This is a genomic window from Niastella soli, assembly GCF_017742245.1.
GTDB classification, from domain to species: Bacteria; Bacteroidota; Bacteroidia; order Chitinophagales; family Chitinophagaceae; genus Niastella; species Niastella soli.
Window position 1 is genome coordinate 170,066 of the sequence record NZ_JAGHKO010000010.1, and the last position, 19,980, is coordinate 190,045.

At 44.6% G+C, this 19,980-nt stretch carries 19 protein-coding genes; 9 read left to right on the forward strand and 10 right to left on the reverse strand.

Annotated features, from left to right (window positions below):
• Positions 1-2 precede the first annotated feature (2 nt).
• Together J7I42_RS25005 and J7I42_RS25010 are read left to right on the forward strand one after the other, a co-directional pair.
• Complete coding sequence (locus J7I42_RS25005; protein WP_209141616.1) at positions 3-701, forward strand: response regulator transcription factor; 699 nt, start codon at positions 3-5, stop codon at positions 699-701.
• Positions 702-739: 38 nt separating this feature from the next.
• Positions 740-2,050: a carbohydrate porin gene (locus tag J7I42_RS25010; RefSeq protein WP_209141617.1), complete on the forward strand. Its 1,311-nt coding sequence runs from the start codon at positions 740-742 to the stop codon at positions 2,048-2,050.
• Between the two features lie 5 nt (positions 2,051-2,055).
• Here the strand turns inward: J7I42_RS25010 and J7I42_RS25015 are convergent, their stop codons facing one another.
• The gene (locus tag J7I42_RS25015) at positions 2,056-2,379 is read right to left on the reverse strand and encodes an MmcQ/YjbR family DNA-binding protein (RefSeq protein ID WP_209141618.1); all 324 of its coding nucleotides are present in this window, start codon (positions 2,377-2,379) and stop codon (positions 2,056-2,058) included.
• Between the two features lie 104 nt (positions 2,380-2,483).
• The gene (locus J7I42_RS25020) at positions 2,484-2,828 is read right to left on the reverse strand and encodes a HesB/IscA family protein (RefSeq protein ID WP_236065579.1); all 345 of its coding nucleotides are present in this window, start codon (positions 2,826-2,828) and stop codon (positions 2,484-2,486) included.
• Positions 2,829-3,043: 215 nt separating this feature from the next.
• Here J7I42_RS25020 and J7I42_RS25025 point away from each other — a divergent pair, with 215 nt between their 5' ends.
• Together J7I42_RS25025 and J7I42_RS25030 are read left to right on the forward strand one after the other, a co-directional pair.
• Positions 3,044-3,574: a DUF7935 family protein gene (locus J7I42_RS25025; protein ID WP_209141619.1), complete on the forward strand. Its 531-nt coding sequence runs from the start codon at positions 3,044-3,046 to the stop codon at positions 3,572-3,574.
• Positions 3,575-3,598: 24 nt separating this feature from the next.
• Positions 3,599-5,158, forward strand: a complete 1,560-nt coding sequence (locus tag J7I42_RS25030) for an acyl-CoA mutase large subunit family protein (protein WP_209141620.1) — start codon at positions 3,599-3,601, stop codon at positions 5,156-5,158.
• An 87-nt stretch (positions 5,159-5,245) separates the two neighbouring features.
• Here the strand turns inward: J7I42_RS25030 and J7I42_RS25035 are convergent, their stop codons facing one another.
• Positions 5,246-6,421, reverse strand: coding sequence for a T9SS type A sorting domain-containing protein (locus J7I42_RS25035; protein WP_209141621.1), 1,176 nt, complete (start codon positions 6,419-6,421; stop codon positions 5,246-5,248).
• 179 nt (positions 6,422-6,600) lie between these two features.
• Between J7I42_RS25035 and J7I42_RS25040 the strand changes: the two genes are divergently transcribed.
• Both J7I42_RS25040 and J7I42_RS25045 read left to right on the forward strand, forming a co-directional pair.
• On the forward strand, positions 6,601-7,920 hold the full coding sequence (locus tag J7I42_RS25040) for an amidohydrolase (protein WP_209141622.1): 1,320 nt from the start codon (positions 6,601-6,603) through the stop codon (positions 7,918-7,920).
• Between the two features lie 43 nt (positions 7,921-7,963).
• Entirely contained in the window at positions 7,964-8,410 is a 447-nt protein-coding gene (locus tag J7I42_RS25045; protein WP_209141623.1) for a hypothetical protein, read from the forward strand.
• 120 nt (positions 8,411-8,530) lie between these two features.
• Here the strand turns inward: J7I42_RS25045 and J7I42_RS25050 are convergent, their stop codons facing one another.
• The 6 genes from J7I42_RS25050 to J7I42_RS25075 form a co-directional block, all read right to left on the reverse strand.
• The gene (locus J7I42_RS25050) at positions 8,531-10,216 is read right to left on the reverse strand and encodes a glutamine--tRNA ligase/YqeY domain fusion protein (RefSeq protein WP_209141624.1); all 1,686 of its coding nucleotides are present in this window, start codon (positions 10,214-10,216) and stop codon (positions 8,531-8,533) included.
• Between the two features lie 224 nt (positions 10,217-10,440).
• A complete protein-coding gene (locus tag J7I42_RS25055; RefSeq protein WP_209141625.1) occupies positions 10,441-10,848 on the reverse strand; it encodes a hypothetical protein in 408 nt (135 codons plus the stop codon).
• Between the two features lie 226 nt (positions 10,849-11,074).
• The gene (locus J7I42_RS25060) at positions 11,075-11,791 is read right to left on the reverse strand and encodes a LytR/AlgR family response regulator transcription factor (protein ID WP_209141626.1); all 717 of its coding nucleotides are present in this window, start codon (positions 11,789-11,791) and stop codon (positions 11,075-11,077) included.
• Positions 11,788-12,807, reverse strand: coding sequence for a sensor histidine kinase (locus J7I42_RS25065; RefSeq protein WP_209141627.1), 1,020 nt, complete (start codon positions 12,805-12,807; stop codon positions 11,788-11,790). Before J7I42_RS25065 ends, J7I42_RS25060 begins: the two co-directional genes overlap by 4 nt.
• 297 nt (positions 12,808-13,104) lie before the next feature.
• Entirely contained in the window at positions 13,105-13,782 is a 678-nt protein-coding gene (locus J7I42_RS25070; RefSeq protein ID WP_209141628.1) for a YggS family pyridoxal phosphate-dependent enzyme, read from the reverse strand.
• Positions 13,783-13,866: 84 nt separating this feature from the next.
• Positions 13,867-15,021, reverse strand: coding sequence for an acyl-CoA dehydrogenase family protein (locus J7I42_RS25075; RefSeq protein WP_209141629.1), 1,155 nt, complete (start codon positions 15,019-15,021; stop codon positions 13,867-13,869).
• Positions 15,022-15,155: 134 nt separating this feature from the next.
• Between J7I42_RS25075 and J7I42_RS25080 the strand changes: the two genes are divergently transcribed.
• A complete protein-coding gene (locus J7I42_RS25080; protein ID WP_209141630.1) occupies positions 15,156-16,607 on the forward strand; it encodes an arginine deiminase family protein in 1,452 nt (483 codons plus the stop codon).
• Positions 16,608-16,626: 19 nt separating this feature from the next.
• A complete protein-coding gene (ctlX, locus tag J7I42_RS25085; RefSeq protein ID WP_209141631.1) occupies positions 16,627-17,538 on the forward strand; it encodes a citrulline utilization hydrolase CtlX in 912 nt (303 codons plus the stop codon).
• A 175-nt stretch (positions 17,539-17,713) separates the two neighbouring features.
• Here ctlX and J7I42_RS25090 read toward each other — a convergent pair whose 3' ends face one another.
• Positions 17,714-18,598 carry an SDR family oxidoreductase gene (locus tag J7I42_RS25090; protein WP_209141632.1) on the reverse strand — a complete coding sequence of 295 codons (885 nt, stop codon included), beginning with the start codon at positions 18,596-18,598 and terminating at the stop codon, positions 17,714-17,716.
• A gap of 343 nt (positions 18,599-18,941) precedes the next feature.
• Here J7I42_RS25090 and pfkA point away from each other — a divergent pair, with 343 nt between their 5' ends.
• Positions 18,942-19,925 carry a 6-phosphofructokinase gene (pfkA, locus tag J7I42_RS25095; protein WP_209141633.1) on the forward strand — a complete coding sequence of 328 codons (984 nt, stop codon included), beginning with the start codon at positions 18,942-18,944 and terminating at the stop codon, positions 19,923-19,925.
• Positions 19,926-19,980 lie beyond the last annotated feature (55 nt).

Below are 19,980 nucleotides of genomic sequence, written 5' to 3' on the forward strand. Positions count from 1 at the left end.
ACATGCTTACAAAAAAAGTAAAAGTACTGTTGGCCGAAGACGATATGTCGTTAGGATATGTGATCAAAGACAACCTGCAGGATGCAGGTTATGAAGTGGTATTATGTCCCGATGGACAAACCGCTATCGAGAAATTTGATAAAACCCAATATGATATCTGTTTGCTCGATGTAATGATGCCCAATAAAGATGGGTTTACGGTTGCCCGCAGGATCCGTCAGCTAAGTGATATGGTGCCTATCCTGTTTCTCACCGCCAAATCAATGGAAGAAGATAAAATAAAAGGGTTCCTTACCGGTGCCGACGATTACATAACCAAACCCTTCAGCATGCAGGAACTCCTGTTGCGGATGGATGTATTTATTCGCCGCTCCCGTAAACTACATGCCGATAATGTACAGGAGTATTCCATTGGACAAATGAAATTTTCCTATACCGATCTGAAATTACATACAGCTACAGAAACCTTTACCCTTACTCAAAAAGAGGCTGACCTGTTGAAATTCCTGTGCGAGCATGCCAATCATATTTTAAAACGCGATGAGGTATTGCTGAACGTGTGGGGCAAAGACGATTACTTCCTTGGTCGGAGCATGGATGTGTTTATGACCAAATTACGCAAATACTTTAAAGCCGATCCCAATATCGTTTTGGAAACCATCCATGGCGTTGGTTTCCGGTTCAATGCAGAAGTGGGTTAGCCAATAAAAACCTGGCACGCTAGTCGCATAAATTATTTATGCGGATACTGGCGACCTTTCTTTTATTCATAGTAGGTACGCATGCGTTGGCGCAGTCACCCGCTGATTCTACAAAGGATCGCAGGTGGAGCTTTCATGCACAAGCCACCTCTATCTGGCAATATCATCCCACCTTTCCCGCAAAATATACCGGTAAAAACAGTTTACAAACGTCAGAACCCGGACAGATCTCCTTTACAGGTACTTTATACGCCGGAATTAGATTATGGAAACAGGCGGCGTTTTATTTTAATCCGGAGGTAGCCGGCGGCAGCGGTCTTAGTTCCGCATTGGGAATTGCCGGTTTTCCCAATGGAGAAACCTTTCGCATAGGCAGCAAACAACTGAAGGTATATGTGGCCCGTTTATACCTTGAACAGAAGTTTGCCATTGGCAAAGGGACGGATTGGGAACCAGACGATCTTAACCAGGTACAGCAGCATACCCCCGCTACTTATCTCTCCATCAGGGCCGGTAAATTCAGCATAGCCGATTTTTTCGACGACAATACTTATAGCCATGATCCGCGGGAACAGTTCATGAACTGGAGCCTCATGAGCAATGGCGCCTGGGACTACCCTGCCAATACCCGTGGTTATACCGTTGGCGCCGTGCTGGAATACCATACACCACATTGGGCGGTGCGTATTGGAGTAACACAAGTGCCTACTTATGCCAATGGCCCGGTGCTCGACGATCAAATCGCCAATGCACATGGAATTACAACGGAAGGAGAGAAAAATATCCGGATCAACAAGCGTCCGGGCATTATCAGGCTTTTATTGTTTCATAACCTGGCCAGAATGGGTAATTATGAAGAAGCGGTAAAAAACACGCCGGTTCCTGATATAGTAGCAGTGCGTAACATCCCACGTTCAAAAAATGGAATTGGCATATCATTGGAACAGGAGATCTCCACTTATGCCGGTATTTTTGTAAGAGGAAGCTGGAATGATGGCAACAATGAAACCTGGGCCTTTACTGAAATTGACCACTCCCTGTCGGGTGGCATTGTATGGGATGGTGCCGTCTGGGCAAGGAAAAATGATGAACTGGGCGCTGCGGTGGTGGTCAATGGCATTTCTACCCCACATCGCAATTACCTGAAAGCTGGTGGTTATGGATTTATTATTGGAGATGGTAACCTGAATTACAGCAATGAGGCCATTTTTGAAGCCTATTATAAATTCCGGTTCCCGGCCGTGTTTCTATCAATAAGCCCCGATTACCAGTTTGTATTGAACCCGGCTTACAACAAGGACCGTGGCCCGGTACATGTTTTTGGAATAAGAGCGCATGTGCAGTGGTAAGATCTTTATTTCTTTTTTGGCGAAGACACCCCGGTATAAGCTGTGGTCAAAATATCTTTCAACATATCTTTTCGAACTTGCTGAAGGTCAACGAGCGTCCAGCCCTGTTTGCCCCATTTGTTATTGACCGGGTAAATAATGGTTTTATCAAAAGCACAAAAAACCGATTGATCAATTTCAGTCAGTTTAACACATATGACGTTACTATCGGGTGCATGGGTAGCAAAGATCTTTTTCTTCACCCTGAAAGAGGACTTTTCAAAGTGAGGCTGCTCTTCCACTCCGGCAAATGAAAGCGCCAGTTGTTTAAAGGTTTTGATATCGACCATCGATAAATGAAAATAATGAATTTCCGGCGTAAAGCAAGGTACAAAAGCAAGGGTCCGCCAATGGCGGACCCAAACAATCAGTTTTTATTATGTTACTGGTTCATTTAAACCGCAAAAGAAGTACCGCAACCACAGGTTTTGCTGGCGTTGGGATTATTGAAAGTAAAGCCGCGGGCATTTAAGCCATTGGCCCAGTCAATTTGCATCCCCATCAGGTAAATGGCGTGCGATTTATTCATGATGAAGGATTGGCCTTCAAATTCAAATTCAACATCATCGGCTTGTCTGTCGTCGAAACCCAGCACATACGACAGACCGGAACAACCACCCCCTTTTACGCCAACACGCAAAAATTGGGTGATATCGAACTCGGGGGCGCTCATCAGACGATGGATCTCAGCCAGGGCGCCGGCGGTAAAGCTCACAGGAACGGCCGTTGTCATTTCCATACTTACATCAATTTTATGAGGCAAATTTACAATAAAAAGGGATGCCGGGCACCGGCAAGCCTGGGGATATCGGTTAACAAATATGTAAGGGCAATGATTGCAAACCTGTGCTCCCAAACAATTATCCCGGTCTATTCTTCGTTTCTAAGCCTTCCCATTGCTTTTTAACAACTTAGTATTAAGAACTGTATTTTTGTTCACCTAAAACCTAATAAATGCTCAGTACCACTGAAATGGTAATTTCAATTTCAATAGCCCTTATCCTTGGCGGGGCGTTGGCTTATTTGTTCTGGAAACAACGTAAAGAGGCCAAAGTACTGCTGGCACAACACGAGAAGGCAAAAACAGCGCCTCCCCCTACCCAACCCCTTCAGTTACAAGCCTATGAACGCCTGATCTTACTGGTTGACCGGATTGCATTGACCAATGTCATCAGCCGCACCCCGGGAGCCGGATTGACCGCCCGCGATATGCAGGTGTTGTTAACCCAAACCATTCGCACTGAGTTTGAATACAATGTGACCCAACAGATCTATGTATCGCACGAATCATGGGAGGCCGTACGTAACCTGAAGGACCAAAACATAATGATCATTAACCAGATAGCTTCATTTTTGCCCGCAGAAGCCACTGGCCAGGACCTTAGCCGCAGCATTCTGGAAATGCTGATGCAATCGCCCAAAGCATCGCTGCACAACGTTGTAGCAGACGTACTTAGCTATGAAGCCAAGAAATTAATGTCATAGGAAGATAAGTCCAACAAAAACTACATGTCAAAGAAAGTAACTACCGATAGCGCCATTGAAATAAAAGAAGTGTACACACCGGCAGATGTACCGGCTTCCAGCCAATCTGAAATGCCTGGCCAGTTCCCGTTTACCCGGGGCGTACAGGAAGATATGTACCGGGGTAAACTATGGACCATGCGCCAATATGCCGGCTTCAGCACGGCAGAAGAAAGTAATAAGCGGTATCACTATCTGCTCTCACAGGGCGTAATGGGTTTGAGCGTGGCGTTTGACCTGCCCACCCAGATCGGGTACGACAGCGATCATGCCCTGGCCGAAGGGGAAGTTGGCAAAGTGGGGGTGGCCATCGACAGCCTCGAGGATATGCATACCCTTTTCAAAGGCATTAAGCTGGAAGAGGTATCTACTTCCATGACCATCAATTCCACTGCATACATCCTGCTTTCTTTTTACGTAGCCCTGGCCAAACAACAGGGCGCTGATCTGAACAAGATCACCGGCACCATTCAAAACGATATCTTGAAAGAATATGCGGCAAGGGGCACTTATATCTATCCCCCCAAGCCTTCCATGCGCATCATTACCGATATATTCGAATGGTGCAGCAAGGAACTGCCCAAATGGAACACCATCTCTATTTCTGGCTATCATATTCGCGAAGCCGGCAGCACGGCTGTACAGGAGATTGCTTTTACTTTAAGTAATGGCAAGGCCTACGTAAAGGCTGCCCTGGAAAAAGGACTTGACATCAATGTATTTGGCCGCCGGTTGTCGTTCTTTTTTAACGCACACAACAACCTGTTTGAAGAAATAGCCAAGTTCAGGGCTGCCCGCCGGATGTGGGCCAACATGATGAAAGAACTGGGGGCTACCGATCCCAGGGCCATGATGTTGCGTTTTCATACCCAAACCGGAGGCAGTACTTTAACGGCGCAGCAACCACAAAACAATATTGCGCGGGTTACCGTGCAAACGCTCGCTGCGGTGTTGGGTGGCACCCAATCGTTACATACCAATGGCTTTGATGAAGCATTGAGCCTGCCTACAGAAGAAGCGGCCCGCATTGCCTTACGCACCCAGCAGATCGTGGCTTTCGAAAGCGGTGCAGCCGATACGGTTGATCCATTGGCTGGCTCCTACTATATAGAGTCGCTGACCAACGAAATAGAACAAAAGGCCTATGAATTGATAGCTACCATCGATGCCATGGGCGGCAGCGTATCGGCCATAGAAGAAGGATTCATCCAGGATGCTATTGCCCGCAGTTCATACGAGTATCAACGCAAGATCGAGAACGGCGAAAAGATCATTGTAGGCGTTAACAAATTTCAAACCACAGAAAAAGATACCACTCCTGTTTTCAAAATTGATGACTCCATCCGTCAGATCCAAACTCAGAAATTAGCCCACCTGCGCAATAACCGCAACCCGGCCAAATGCGACCAGGTGCTACAGGGTCTTTCTGATAAAGCAACTGCCGGCGAAAACATTATGCCCACCGTTATTGAAGCCGTTGAGCAAAAGTGTACACTTGGGGAGATAGCGGATACTTTACGGGAGGTGTTTGGGGAATACAAGTAAGTTATTTAGTTATTTGGTTTGTTAGTTTAGAACTCAAAAACTAAAGAACTAACAAACTAAATAACTAATGGGTTAAGCTACTTCTTATTAATAAACAAACTTCTTACTACTCTGCCCTTCTTTACCTACCAACCGTACCACATACGTTCCATGTGACAACGTTTGTAAAGGTAAAGTGAAAACCTGCACCCCGGTTTCAAGCTCCAATGATCGCTGTTGCAATAACGCGCCATTCATGGTTACCACAGACAGCTGGTACGATCCTTTTTCAGGGACCTGTAACGACGTTACCAGCGATTGACTGGTAGCATTTGCATAATTGATCACCAGCTGTTTTGGGGTGGCATTGTTAACCTTAACCAGCCAGGAGAAATAAGTCCAGCCACTTGGTTCATTTATTTTGATCCGGTAATAAATAGCAGGTACATTACCAGGCGCCTGGTTATCTTCATACTGAAAAGAGGCAGTTAATTGGTCATCCTGTTGGGTAAACCTATTGATGGTTGTAAAATCAGTCCCATTCAGCGACCGCTCCACATTAAATACATTCCCTTCCCCTACATTGACCATCTGCCATTTCAGCGAAACCATTTTATCGTTCTTACGCAATGCCTGCACCCCTGTGAAGGTGAGCGGCAAGGTACTCCCGATGCCCTGGATACTGATATTATCCACCACCACACGACTGAGGCCGCCAGTTGTTACAACAGCATTGTACCCATACAATCGAAAAGTGACGGGTGTATACAGTTGCAAAAAGCTACTGCCTAACGTAACCGTAAAATTCTGCATGCCGGTTGTTAAACTGTTTGAGCTAAGATCTGCGGCATAGCCATCCCGGCTGGAACGCAGGCTCCAGGACGTAGGCCCTGAACCAGCAGCGGTGCCCGTTGTGCTACGTCGCATAGTCAAAACAATATTCGACAGATCGAGCTGGTAACCGGTATTAGGGCTAATAGTAAACTCCAGGTAAGCGCTGGGATCAAGCGCGCCAGCAGGCCAGCCGCCTTCACCATAATACACAGTACCGCCATTATATGCTTTTGTAGGTATAGCTGCACTAAAATCGGCTACAGAAACTGTATTGTAGGTACCGCCGGTACCTGAAGTTGTATTGGAGAATGCCCAGTTACCTATTGTTTGAGATAGACAGGGAACGGCTATAAACGCCTGTAGTAATACACTGCATACATGCTTACCTACAGACATAGACCATGCTGACCTGCCACCGGCAGTGGCGGTTTTCATAACAGGAACGGGCATCTCAGGACAGTTTTCGGGGTTAAAACGCTTATTAAACGAAAAATATATGTAGTTATTACATGTATGTGCATCAAGGCTTTATAAACAAGATAAACGCTATATAAAGTAGTTTAAAAATCATATGTTTAGTTGAGCGGGTAACTCATATTTTTTTTCTACATTCAGTAAAATCATCCAGCATGCAGTTACAACCAACCCGATGGCTATTACTACCTGTTATTTTAATCCTTATCACCACCGTGCAGGCACAACAGAATAAACCCGCCGCAGTCGACCAACGTGCCGCGGCCGTTCTACCCAAAGTCATTGAATGGCGCAGATATTTACACCAGCATCCTGAGCTCTCCAACCGGGAATACCAAACCGCCCAATACATTGCCGATCATTTAAAAAAACTGGGGCTTGAAGTACAGACCGGTATTGCCAAAACAGGGGTGGTGGCTATATTAAAAGGCGGGCAACCAGGCCCTGTGGTGGCTTTAAGGGCCGATATGGATGCATTGCCGGTTAAAGAAAGAGTGGATGTCCCCTTTAAATCAACAGTGCGTGCAGAATACATGGGCGATACCGTACCCGTTATGCATGCCTGCGGGCACGACAGTCATGTGGCCATGTTAATGGGTGCTGCCGAAGTTCTGGCAGGCTTGAAAAAAGAAGTGCCCGGCACCGTTAAATTCTTTTTTCAACCGGCAGAAGAAGGTCCGCCCGGTACTGAAGAAGGTGGTGCCCCTTTAATGGTAAAAGAAGGCTGCATGGATAACCCTAAGGTGGATGCTGTATTTGGAATGCATATTGAATCCGATATTGAAGTGGGTAATTTCGAATACAAGTCAGGCGCGTTTATGGCTTCTTCCGACTGGTTCACCATAAATATAAAAGGAAAACAAAGTCATGGCTCCCAACCCTGGAAAGGTATTGATCCTATTGTAGTAGGCACAGAGATCATTAATGCCCTGCAAACCATTGTGAGCCGTCAATCGGAACTTACCAAAGCGCCCGTGGTCATTACCGTAGGTAAATTCCATAGCGGTGTACGGCCCAATATTATTCCCGAGGATGCAGTACTGCAAGGCACCATCCGTACACTGGATAGTAAAATGCAAAAAGAAACATTTGCCCGCATAGAGAAGATGGCTACTACCATTGCGGAAGCGATGGGTGCTAAAGCGGAAGTTATATTTGAGAACAAAACGCTGGTAACTTACAACGATCCGACGCTGGTAAAAATGATGGTGCCTACGCTGGAAAGATCAGCCGGTAAAGAAAATGTAAGAGAGCGGGAATGGGTTACCGGCTCAGAAGACTTCTCTTATTACGGCGAAAAAGCGCCTTCTTTTTTTGTGTATTTCGGCGGTATGCCCAAGGGCGCCGATAAATCAAAAGCGCCGCCTCACCATACTCCTGATTTCTATATCGACGACAGCCGGCTCGATGTGGGGGTAAAGGCGTTTTGCAATTTGGTATTTGATTATGCAAAAGCAGTGGGGAGTAAGAAGTAGAGAAACCTTTATGGAATAGTCATGGGCATTCATCTTATAGATCATGAAGCGCCCTAAGCTGTTCTATATTCCCGGCATTATAAGCCTGTTGGTGATACCCGTGCTGTTTTATTATATCTTTTCCCTACCCGTTATAAACAGGCAACCTGAGATCAGATTTTTTATACCCAAAGAGGAATGGGTTCGCCCCTATTTAAAAAAGAAAAAGATAAACACGGTATATCTTGATGACAATCATTCGTTCAATGACGAAAAGCTTGCATTCATTGGCCAAGAAGCACAGAAACTAATGTTTTACCACGACACCACTCAGGTAATTAAAGTAGTATTTTCAGATAAATCAACTTATGGCGAATTCATTCAATTGATAAATCTCATGCAAAAAAATTCAATTAAACGTTATGTTTTATTGAATAACGGTTTCTATATTTTTGGAGACCCTCCACCAGAACCTCCCGAAGAAAATTCTTATAAACACCTTACGCTTTAAAAGGTGTAATTAAATTCAAAAATTAAGACCTGTAAGGTGCTGACGAACCATCTATCAGTTCAGGTTCAAAAGCAGCACCTCACAGGTCTTAAAAATTTATTTACGTGTTAACGTGTCAACTTATCGCCCTTTCTTCTGTTCTTTCGCCCAGGTATCTTTCAGGGTAACCGTTCTGTTAAACACCATTTTGTCTTCACTGGTGTCTTTATCAAGACAAAAATAGCCTTTGCGTAAAAACTGACAACGGTCGCTGAAACGGATGTTCTTCAAAGCAGGTTCCGCAAAAGCGGTGCTGATCACCTGTAAAGAATTAGGATTGATATAATCCTTAAAATCGCCTTCTTCGCTGGTAGGATCTTCTACCCGGAACAGGCGGTCGTACAGGCGTAATTCAACGCTAATAGCCTGTGCAACGCTCACCCAGTGCAGGGTACCTTTCACATGAATACCTGAGGAATCGCCGCCGCTTTTGCTTTCGGGCAGATAGCTACAACGAATTTCAGTAATGTTACCATTGCTGTCTTTGATCACCTCATCACATTGAATGATGTAAGCGCTTTTCAAACGTACCATTTGACCTGGCGCCAGTCGGAAGAACTTCTTGGGCGGGTTCTCCATGAAATCTTCCCGCTCAATATATAATTCGCGCGTAAAAGGAATTTCACGGTAGGTGGTATTGGGATCTTCGGGATTGTCTTCGCTTCTTACCATTTCAACCGTCCCATCGGCCGGATAATTGGTGATCACCACTTTCAAAGGATCAAACACCACCATGCGGCGCAGAGCGATCTTGTTCAGGTGTTCACGTACACAAAACTCGAGTAATGACACATCGATCATGTTCTCGCGTTTGGCTATGCCTATCCGATCGCAGAACTCCCGAATGCTTTCGGGGGTATAACCTGCGCGGCGCAGGCCGGAAATAGTTGGCATGCGGGGATCATCCCAGCCAGTTACAAATTTATCTTCCACCAGCTGCAGCAGTTTTCTTTTGCTGGTTACGGTGTAATTAATATTGCGGCGGGCAAACTCGTACTGATGCGAGGGATAAATACCCAGTTTATCAATCAGCCAGTCGTACAGCTCACGATGGGGCACAAACTCCAGGGTACAAATGGAGTGCGTTATTTGCTCAATGGAATCGCTTTGACCATGCGCCATATCATACATCGGATAAATACACCATTTGTCACCAGTACGGTGGTGATGTTCACGTTTGATCCGGTACAGGATAGGGTCGCGCATCAGCATATTCGTATGCGTCATATCGATCTTTGCACGCAGGGTACGGGAACCATCTGGAAATTCCCCGTTCTTCATGCGCGTAAATAAGTCCAGGTTTTCTTCAATAGAGCGGGTGCGGTAAGGGCTGTCCTTTCCAGGTTCAGTATGCGTACCTTTCATAGCCCGGATCTCTTCGGAGGTAGAGTCGTCCACATACGCCAGGCCCTTCTGGATAAGAGTAACGGCAAATTGATACATCTGGTCGAAGTAGTCGGAAGCATACAGTTCATTCTTCCATTCAAAACCCAGCCACTGGATATCGGCTTTTATGCTCTCCACATAATCTGTTTTCTCTGTTTCGGGATTGGTATCATCGAAACGGAGGTTGGTATACCCTGGGTACTTTTTGGTAAGCCCGAAGTTTAAACAGATGCTCGAAGCATGGCCAATATGCAAAAAGCCATTGGGTTCGGGAGGAAAACGGGTTGCTATGCTGGTATACTTGCCCGATTTCAGGTCCTCTTCAATGATCTCTTCTAAAAAATTCAGACTTTTTTCTTCCGGTGTGTTGATCTCTGCCATAACTCAATAAATTGAATTTGGCAAATTTACGTAATTCTGGCGTGTAAGTGGGGACCCAAATGGATAGTTCTCACAGGGAGGGAATATTTTTTAAAAGGAGGCCTACTGGTAGTCCAAAACGAGGAGTAGATCGGGCTTTCCCTTCCGGTGAGTTTCATTCCGATAAACCGGAATGAAACTAAGGACAGGAATGACAAAGTGCCCGTTACTGATCAATGATTGAACTACATTCTTTTTACAAGGATCTGTTGAACCATTTTTGATTCGGTGGTCAACTCAAATTTGCGGCTGCCTTTACCATCACGGATGATGATCACCAGTTTACCATTTTCAACCGGAGCTCTGAATATTCTGCTGAAATTCTTTCCGGCAAAAGTAGAACGGTACAGGTTATCGCCATTGATATCATTTACCAGGATGTCGAATCGGCCACCATCGGCGTTTTCAAACTTTACATTAAAATAAACCTGGCCTTCTTCCATTTTCAGGCATGATACAGAGGCGTTCTCATCATCTTCACGTGTTGAATCGGAAGTGTTGGCTGTTGCAGATACATAGGTTATTGACAGCACCAGCAACAGGAAAGCGGTTTTCTTTACTAAAGAAAAAGCTTTAAGCATGATTGTTTTCATATTCATTTTTGTTTTACAAAATTTAATAATATGAAAGCAAATCGTTTAGATACTGGGCAAGCTATTGATTAACAAGAAAGACAAGCAGCGTTGAACGGGAGGGGTTAAAAAGAATGTTTAATTCCTACGCAAATTTATACAAAAAACGGAGAAAGGTAACCCGATCGTGTGCATTGTGACTAAAATAATATTCCGGTAATATGAAGCCCCTATTGGGTTTGAGCCGTTATCTACGCAATAATCTGTTCTGTATCAACTGTTGCAAAACAGTTTCCCGTTCTGTTCTGCTTATAGGAATATGATAGCTGCCAATGGTGATCTCATTGCCTTCAATGCTTTCTACTTTACAGGCCGATACGATGTAAGATTTATGAGTTCGGATGAACCTTCCTGTTGGTAAATGGCTTTCTATGCTGTGAAATGTGAGATAGGTAATATATTTCTTACCATTTGTGTACACAGCCACATAATTTTGCAGGGCTTCAATAAACAAAACATCCTCATAGGCGATCCGGATGAGTTTATTATCGCTTTTAATGAAAAAGTGATCGGGTTCTGTGGTAGTGGGCACTGGCCGCGCAATGGCCTCCTGCATACTGCGGGCTTTTACTATTGCCTTCCAGAAACGTTCAAACGAAAATGGCTTTAACAAATAATCGATGGCATTCCATTCAAAACCTTCCACCGCGTATTGGGGATAGGCGGTGGTAAATATTACCATGGGCGGGTGCGACAAGCTCTTTAGGAACTCTATGCCTGTCATCTTTGGCATTTGAATATCTAGGAACAACAGGTCAATTTTTTCCTTCATCAACAGCTCAGCTGCTTTTAATGGGTTATCAAACTCGCCGGCCAGCTGCAGGAATGGGGCGTCCTGAATATACTCCTTCAGCCCTTTACGGGCTATTGGCTCATCATCAATTATTACACATTGTAACATCATGATATTTGCAGATTGAGTTCAATTTTAAAAGTATGTACCTCGTTCTTTATCTGTAAGGTATGCCGGCCGGGATACAACAATTCCAACCTGCGTCTTACATTACTTAACCCTATGCCGCCTGTAGGTTCTGTGTTTCGCGGCTGATCGTCCTTAGAATTTTCCACCGTCAACGTAAGCGTTCCGTTTTGCCGTTGCAGGTTTACCCTGATAAAGTTTTTTTCATGGCTATAATGTGAAAGGTGTTTGAACGCATTTTCAACAAATGGTATCAGCAATAAGGGGGTGATAAGAAATCCTTTTACCTGGTCCCCTACTTCAATGCCAACTTCATACTGCTTGTCTTTACGTAATTCCTGCAGTCGCACATAATCTTGCAGGTAATGCACCTCCTTTTCTATTTCTATGGTAGGGTTATTACAATCGTACAACTGGTATCGCAACAGGTCGCTCATTTGCAGCAAAGTGGTGCGAGCCTCCGTGTTCTGTTTATCTATTAAAAAATAAATAGTGTTCAATGAATTGAACAGGAAATGCGGGTTGATCTGTGATTTCAGAAAACTCAGTTCCGTCTCGGCCTTTTCTTTGGCCATTTCCCCCAATCGCCGCTGCGCCCTTGCATGATCAGCCAGTAACTTAATGGCGGCACCGGCGCTGACCAGCAAAAAGTGCGGGATCACATTATCGTATACCCGCACCTTGAACCGGTCCCAGATATCGAAGGAAGTATTTAACAGGTCAGCTTCTACATACATTTTTCCAACGCTGCCCGTAAAAACAAGCGCTATGAATAAACAGGCAAACAACACATATTTTTTCCGATACAAAAAGCGGGGAATAAGCAGGTAGTTGGTAAGGTATACCAGCAGGGCCAGGTCAGCCACTTTTACAAAGGTGATATACCATCCCTTACCGGCGGGGTAATCCTGGTAGCGGAAAAAATGCCAGCCGAAGAACAGCACTCCCCACCCCAACCAGTGATGCAGGTAATAACGTTGTATAAAACCAGCGGTTCTCATACATCAAATTAAATATACTAAATCGGGGCGGGATAACCTGTTACAGGTAAGGTTGCATTTCCTTGATGAAATGCCTTTTTTGAGGGAGCTTCAACTTTCCGCCAAAGGCGGACACGCGCTCAGGAGGGTATAAAAAAAAAGAGCTGTAGAAACAGCCCTTTACCATTAATCAATAACCTATGAAAAACACTATTTAATTATGTAAGTCAAAGATATACAGTGGGATGCCGTGGTCATAATCAATTCGATGTTTGCATATAAATCTCCGACGAATCATCCCGAAAAACCGATAAGCCATTATTGGCGGGTACCAAATAACAGGCTGCCTATTCGTACCAGGTTGCTGCCTTCGGCTATTGCCAACTGATAATCACTACTCATACCCATCGATAAAGTCCTGAATTGATCATTGCCTGGTTTGGTGGCGAAATGATCGAACAGCATTTTAAGATAGGCGAACTCCTTGCTGATCTGCTCGGTATTGTCCGTATTGGAAGCCATAGCCATTAGCCCGGCCACCTGTACGTTCTGAAGCTGGTTTAAGAGTTTATACTTATGAATAGCTTCCATAGCCTCCATTAATTCCAGTTCATTAAAACCGAATTTGGTTTCTTCCTCGGCAACATGCACCTGTAACAGACAATTGATGGTGCGGTCCAGCTTTTTGGCCTGTTTATCTATCTCAAGTAATAATTTGTAGCTGTCGACCCCATGTATCAAATGCACGTACGGGGCTATGTATTTAACTTTATTCGATTGCAGGTGACCAATAAAATGCCAGCGGATGTCGTTTGGCAGGATCAACTGTTTTTCTACCAGTTCCTGTACATAGTTCTCGCCGAAATCACGTTGTCCCAGGTCATACAATTCCTGGATATCGCTTACCGGCTTGGTTTTAGATACGGCAACCAGTGTAACCTGTTGCGACTGTAATTGCTCATTTATTTCCAGGTATGCTTTTGTATTTACGGCCATCTGTTGTTCTGTTTATTCAATAAAAAAACCTATACCCTCTTGTCGCCGCAAAGGTATAGGTTATGCTGGTAAATAATTATGCCACTACTTTAATATCGACCGGCTTATTACAATGCGTTGTACTTCGCTGGTGCCTTCATAGATCTGGGTGATCTTGGCATCGCGCATCAGCCGTTCAACGTGGTATTCTTTTACAAATCCATATCCACCGTGTACCTGCACCGCTTCTGTGGCAACCCACATAGCTGTTTCGCTCGCAAACACTTTGGCCATAGATGAACTTAATGTATAGTCGAGATGCTGGTCTTTTTCCCAGGCAGATTTTAAACACAATAAACGGGCGCATTCAATGCGGGTAGCCATATCGGCCAGTTTGAACTGAATGGCCTGGTGATGCATGATCTCTTTACCAAAGGCTTTTCTTTCCTTTGAATATTTTAAAGCCAGTTCATACGCACCGCTGGCAATACCTAATGCCTGTGAGGCAATGCCAATACGGCCACCGGCAAGGGTCTTCATCGCAAAGGTAAAACCGAACCCATCGCCACCTAGGCGGTTTTCTTTTGGCACTTTAACGTCGGTAAAAGTAATGGTATGGGTATCGCTGCCGCGGATGCCGAGTTTGTTTTCCTTGGCGCCTACAGCCACACCAGGCCAGCTTTTTTCAACAATAAAGGCATTGATGCCTTTGCTGCCCTTTGCTATGTCCGACTGGGCCATTACCAGGTAAGTAGAGGCAGAGGAACCATTGGTGATCCAGTTTTTGGTACCGTTCAGGATATAATGATCCCCTTTATCTTCAGCATATGTCCGTTGTGAAGTGGCATCGCTGCCAGCCTCCGGCTCGCTTAACAAAAAGGCGCCAATATGCAGTTCGCCGTTTTTGCGGCCCTGCGCCAATGGTACCAGGTATTTTTGTTTTTGTTCTTCTGATCCAAACTTTTCCAGTCCCCAACAAACCAGGCTATTGTTTACACTCATAGCCACGCTTACACTGGCGTCTATCTTACTCACTTCTTCCATAGCCAGCACATAGCTGATGGTATCCATACCGGCGCCGCCGTAATCAGGACTCACCATCATACCCATAAAGCCGAGCTCGGCCAGCTTTAAGATCTGCTCCCGGGGAAATTTCTGATGCTCGTCGCGTTCAATTACCCCTGGCAAGCACTCGTTTTGGGCAAAATCGCGGGCGGCTTTTTGAATCATTAGGTGTTCTTCGGTAAGTTGGAATTGCATATCACGAATTTAATAATTGGTGACAAAAATAAAAGAATTCAATTCAAAAACTAACATTCGTTCGCGCTAATTTTAGCGGAATCGCTATCTTGCCCTTCCGTTTTCAACCCCGATATAAAAAATTAATTATACCTATGTCCCGAAAAGAAAAAAAAGTAGTTCAGGTAACATCAGAAGTAGGCCGGTTACGACGATTATTGGTACATAGCCCTGATAGCGGATTGGGCAAGGTAGTGCCGTCAAAAGCGCAGGACTGGTTATTTGAGGATATTGTGCACCTGGAAACCATGCGGAAAAAAGAATATGATTATTATACCAAGGTGTTGATGTATTTTTTAGATCCGGAAAAGATCAGGGGCCGTTTGCACCAGATTGACGCACCTGAAAATAACCGCCACTTTTATAAACCCGAGAAACCTGATTTTTATAAATCAGATAAGGTGGTGGAGCTGGAATGGCTGCTGGCCGATATTCTGCACGACCAGGAAATCAAATTAAAGCTCATTTCTTCGGTATGTGCCGTGGAAGGCTGCTCCTACGCCACCCAAAACGAATTGCTGGAGTTATCTCCTACCCAATTATCAAAAGTTATCATCAGCGGTACTATTGAGGACGACCGGCTGATCTTTCCACCCATACCCAATTTTATTTTTACCCGCGATATTGGCATAGTGATCAATGAATATGTATTGTTAAACAAACCGGCTAAAACAGCCCGGCTACGGGAAGCCCTGCTGGCCAAATACATCTTTTTTAACCATCCGTTGTTCGATGCCTATCGCGAAAACATTCTGGAGATCCCTGATACGGCCCATCATTTCTTATTACCCCGCGACGGTGACGAAAAAAAGGTGACCCTTGAAGGCGGCGATGTAATGGTAGTGCATAAAGACCATTTATTGGTTGGTATAAGCGAGCGCACCACCATGGAAGCAGCCCATCAGGTGGTGAATATGCTTTTTAAAAGAAATGTGGTTAAGAAGATCACGATCATTAAAATTCCCCGCCGCCGGGATTACATGCATATCGATACCATTTTCACCCAGGTAAAACGCAATGTATGGGTAATGTTGGGCGCCTTTAGTAAAAAAGTAATAAAACACGAAGGCGCTGACCCGGTAGAACGAATCCTGGAAGGCAATAAAAAAGAAGACAAGATCAGGATCATCCAGTTCAAGAAAAAGGACCCTGAAAACCCGGTTTTCTTCGATAACCTGGAAGACCTGTTGACGGATATCAGCGAGAACGATCTCGATTGCAAGGAGAAGGTAAAATTCATTTATTCCGGTAACAATAAGTTCCCCTTCGACACCCGGGAACAATGGACGGACAGCTGTAACCTGCTGGCATTGAAAGAAGGTGTGGTATTGGGTTACGATCGCAACGATAAAACAGTGGAAGCCTTCCGCGATGCTGGTTTTACTATTGTACAGGTTAAAGACCTGCTCGATCAGTTTGAAAAAGAGGAAGCAACCCCCGATGAGCTGGAAGATACACTTATTCTGATACCATCGGCCGAGTTGTCACGCGCCCGGGGCGGTTTTCATTGTATGAGCATGCCCCTGTTAAGAGAAGATATTGATTAACTTTTCAGCAATTATTACCATGCAAACAACTTCACATATATTGATGATACGGCCGGTGAATTTTGGCTTTAATGCCCAAACGGCTGTAAACAATGCATTTCAGGTAGCAGGCGAAGATATTGCTACCCAGGAAAAGGCGGAACTGGAGTTTGACAATTTTGTAACGGCACTTCGCTCACATGGCGTTTTTGTATCTGTTATAAACGATACGCCCGAACCACATACGCCTGACTCAATTTTCCCCAACAACTGGATCTCATTCCATGACCCCGAGACCATCTGCTTGTATCCCATGTTCGCTGAAAACCGGCGACAGGAACGCAAACCGGCTGTTATTCACCACCTGAAACAACTGTTTACCGTAACCAACACGCTTGATTTCACTGGTTACGAAAAGGAGGACCTGTTTCTGGAAGGTACCGGCAGCATGGTATTGGACCGCGACAACAAGATTGCTTATGCCTGTCTGTCGCCCCGCACGCACCAAAAGGTATTGGATGATTTTTGTAAAAAGATGGGCTACCGACCTGTATTATTTACTTCCGTTGATGGCCGTGGTCAGGCAGTTTACCATACCAATGTGATCATGTGTGTGGCCGACCGGTTTGTAGTGATCTGTTTGGACTCATTGCCCAACCATGAAGAAAATAAAATGGTGCAGGAAATGATTGGCAATACCGGCAAAGAACTCATCCGCATCAGCCTTGAACAAATGAATCACTTTGCCGGCAACATGTTACAGGTGCACGACAAAGCCGGTGAAAAACTGCTGGTGATGTCGAGCCAGGCCTATAACTCGTTACAGCCAGCACAAATAAAAAAACTGGAAAGCTATAACCGCATTTTGCATGCGCCATTAACTACCATTGAAACCAATGGCGGAGGCAGCGCCCGTTGTATGATGGCCGAGGTTTTCCTGAAAAGGCAATAATTATTTAGTTGAAAGTCTAAAGTTCAAAGCTTCGAGTTCCGGGTTTATCAGTTTGTGGTTTGAAGTTTATAGTTTGTGGTTCTTTTCAATCGGGCATTCTCAATTAATTGCGAGCCTCAAAGCGCGGCAGCAACCTCAAACAACAAACGTCAAACCATAAACTTGCAATTGCTCATCACATCAACTCCAGTCCTTCATCAAACGACATAGGCTCATACCCTAGTTCCTTTCTTGCTTTCTCAATAATAAACCCGGTCTTTAATGGCCGGCGGCCAGGCTGTTTAAAAGTTGAAGCATCTACCTTAACGATCTTTCCTGCATCGAGGTGGAATTTTTGTGCGGTCTTAATTGCCATATCATAAGGCGTTAACCAGTCTTTACCTGAGATATGATAAATACCTGTCGCCTTTTGTTCAATGATAAGCGCAATACCATTGGCAAGGTCCCCCACATAAGTAGGTGTACGTACCTGATCACTTACAACCTGAATGGTTTTGCCCTGTTCAAGGCTTTCCTTAACCCAGCTTACAATATTGCTGCGGGTACCTTTTAATAAATTGCCATAAACCAAACAGGTGCGTACAATAGCAAATGGAACGTCGCTTGTTTGCACCATGCTTTCCGCCTGCAGTTTGGTAAACCCATACAGGCTGATGGGATTGGTATCTTCCTCTTCACTATAATTTCCTTTCTCCCCATCAAACACAAAATCGGTGGAGATATAAATGAAGTGACTGCTAAAAGTTTCAGCATCGGTTAAGATCTGTGCAGTGCCCTGTACGTTGATGCGTTCACATTGTTCAGGCTGTAACTCACAATCATCAACCTGTGTCATGGCAGCTGCATGCACCACTACATCAGGTTTTTCGCGGTTCATGATGGCATAGGTATCAAACGCATTAGCAATATCCATTGAATGATAGGTGTAATTACCAGCCGGTTCAAACGGTAACCTCGATTCGCCGCGACTGGTGGCCACTACCTGATAATTTTTATCGAGTAATAATTTGGTAAGATGCTGCCCAAGTAGTCCGTTAGCTCCGGTGATTAACACTTTCATTTGATAATTTATTATTTCGTTTTATTTCAATTGCAATAAACTCAATTTCTTTACACCATTCTTTATAACACATTCATTATCTTGAAGCGGAATTGGGTTTTCACCTAACAACTGCTAAACCTTTTTCCTATATAAAACCGCAATAATGGTTAAAAAAAATAGTGTTTCACAAAAAAAGCATCATTTTACAAAGCAATTTTAGTGTTTTTTTGAGTCAGTGTGTACTTAATACGTGTATCAAAACAAAACCTTATTTTTGGGCCGCCTTTCCAAAAGTTGGTAGACAGCCTTTAACGAATTCCTTTGCAGATCAGAAGATTTTTAAATAAAACAGATTTTATTCATGGCAAAAAAGGTGACTAAAATCGGTGTACTTACCTCAGGAGGTGATTCTCCGGGTATGAACGCCGCCATACGGGCAGTTGTGAGAACCGGAAATTATTATGGATTGGAAGTGTTTGGTATCATGCGCGGTTATAGCGGAATTATTGATAATGATATTGTCCCTATGCACTCGCGCAGTGTGGCCAATATTATTCAACGCGGTGGAACCATCCTTAAAACAGCCAGGTGCAAGGAATTCTTTACTCCCGAAGGACGATTGAAAGCTTACAACAACCTTAAAAAACTGGGTATCGATGGCCTGGTGATCATTGGCGGTGACGGTTCTTTCCGTGGCGCCGATATCTTCAGCCGCGAGTTCGACATCCCCTGTATCGGGTTACCCGGCACTATCGATAAGGACATTGCCGGTACCGATTTTACTATTGGTTTTGATACAGCTGTAAATACTGCCGTTGAGGCAATTGATAAAATTCGCGATACAGCCGATGCTCACGACCGTTTGTTCATTATTGAAGTAATGGGCCGTGATGCCGGATATATTGCCCTGCATAGCGGTATTGCCACCGGTGCTGAACATATTTTGATACCCGAACGTAAAACGGATATTGAAGAACTGGTAGCCTCATTGCAGGAAAAAGAACGCCGCAAAAAACTGGTGAACATGGTGGTAGTGGCCGAAGGTGATGAGTTTGGCGGCGCTAATGAAGTAGCCAAAGTGGTGAAAGAACGCCTGCCAACAACGGATACCAGGGTTTGTATTCTGGGGCACATTCAACGTGGTGGCTCTCCTACCTGTTTAGACAGGCTTATTGCCAGCCGTATGGGTTATGCAGCCGTAGAATCATTGCTCGAAGGCCGGCATAATGTAATGGTGGGCATTTTGAACAACCGCATGCATTATACTCTGTTGGAAAGAGCGGTGAAATCAAAACAGAAGATCAGTGAAGAATGGATTAAGATTGTAAAGATCCTGGCAAGCTAACCGGTTTTGACCTATCTTGAAATCCTGTATCGAATAAACCTGAATTTTAGAATCA